Annotated in this window: 2 protein-coding genes; both read right to left on the bottom strand. The window is 27.8% G+C overall.

Features of this window, described 5'->3' with window-relative positions:
- Positions 1-232: 232 nt before the first annotated feature.
- Entirely contained in the window at positions 233-916 is a 684-nt protein-coding gene (locus tag PSF11_RS21115) for a hypothetical protein (protein ID WP_232074366.1), read from the bottom strand.
- A 24-nt stretch (positions 917-940) separates the two neighbouring features.
- Positions 941-1,384: a hypothetical protein gene (locus PSF11_RS21120; protein ID WP_272682885.1), complete on the bottom strand. Its 444-nt coding sequence runs from the start codon at positions 1,382-1,384 to the stop codon at positions 941-943.
- Positions 1,385-1,816 lie beyond the last annotated feature (432 nt).

Below are 1,816 nucleotides of genomic sequence, written 5' to 3' on the forward strand. Positions count from 1 at the left end.
TAATAACTCATTATTTAGCTTATAAAATGTAATTTTTTATGGTTCTCCATCATATTTATCTCTATCAATTATAAATTTTTTTCAGTTACACTATGATGTTTTTATCAAAATTGCCAATTGTTATATGTGGAAGATTATTAATGTTTCAATCTTTATCTGGATTCCTTTCAATTTGGGCCATGTGCATTATTTAAATACTCACTGCCTATTTTAAATCCATATGGAAATAATGTCAAAAATAGAAAAATATTCCTGTTTTTTTATTTAATGCTGTATTGGATAATTCTAATATTGAATTAATTATATGTTCATTTTCTTTGTTTATCATACTTGTGAGGATTTCATTCAAGTTTTCTATTTTACTCATGTCATGTAGGTTCTCATCTTCATAATCATCTATGTTTAAACCTAATTTATAATTAATTGTTTCAAATAGATTGACTTTATTTAAGATATGTAGTTCGTTATCACTCAACTCTAGCTCTAGTAGATCACCATCAATAGATTCATTGTAATCCAACCTGTGCATTGCTTCTTTAGAAAGAGGAACAGTTATAGTTTTCATTGTGTTAATTTTTAACCTTAAAATTAGTTCATTAACTACATTTAATTTGTAGGCAATAGTCTTCTTACCACTGTAGGTCATGCTAAACACTTCAGATATTATAAGAGAAGTTTCTTGTTTATACTTTTTAAACTTATCTTTTATTAAATCTAATTCACATCTATTTAAAATTGATCTTTGACTATAAATAATATAGTCTTTCCTTTCAAATGGAAGGTAGCTTTTATTATAATAATTCAGTCTTGGCTTTAATTTTTCAATTTCTAGTGCTGTGTACCACATAATATCAATAGACATTTTAATCTCAGCTCCCCTGATGTGATGACGTGTTTTTGTGATTTCATATTTCATTTCACATGTCAAAAGCAGGGGGCTTTAATGTTTTATCATTAATATATTATATTTAATTAAATTACACGCATATAATAAATCATTATTAACTCCCTCGGTTATAAAGAGCTCATCATCATCTTCAATGATACTTATCCCTCCTATATCTGTTTCAAAATAAATTCCCAAGCTATAATTTAAATTTTTAATTAATCTATATTCATGAGCGCTTATTAACTTACATCCTTTATACTTTTTCAGTTGAGTATTCTCAGTAATTGGATATGAGAATGAATCTTGTAAGTTAACTGTTGAGCTGCATTTAGGTTCTGTTTCTTTTTTAATGAACTCAAGCATCCCTTCGCCTATAGTCAAAGAAAACCAGTTGACATTATCAAATTCTATAAAAAGAACAAGGTTTGATGCTGCTAACTCGCCGTTCATATAAAAAGACATGTTTCTAAAATTAGTCATTATACTATTTATCATAAATCAATCCTCATTAAAATTTTGATGACTTTTCAGGGATTAAAGTATCAAATCCAACATTTCCTTCTGACAAAACCCTTAAGCTTACAATACTATTTGTTTTTTCATTATAAATATGAATTAAATCATATTCTCCTCTTAATTGCTCTGCTTTAATAATATTACTCACTTCTATAGGATTTGTTAACGTATCTTTTATTGTCTGTGTAGCTTCTTTTATGCCATTTGGGCCAGGTTCATATGGTAATCGTCCTTGACCAATTTTTTGTTTATCTTTGCTTTTTGCTCAGACATAAACTCTTCAATTGGAGAAATATTTGATTCTTTATTTGTACTGTTTTTTCATTTAAACTCGAATAAACAGGTTTTACATCCTTTTTCTCAACCGTCAGGATATAATCCCGAAAATCGACAGGTTCAACATCGTGTCCC

It is taken from the genome of Providencia sp. PROV119 (genome assembly GCF_028482435.1).
Lineage (GTDB): Bacteria > Pseudomonadota > Gammaproteobacteria > Enterobacterales > Enterobacteriaceae > Providencia > Providencia stuartii.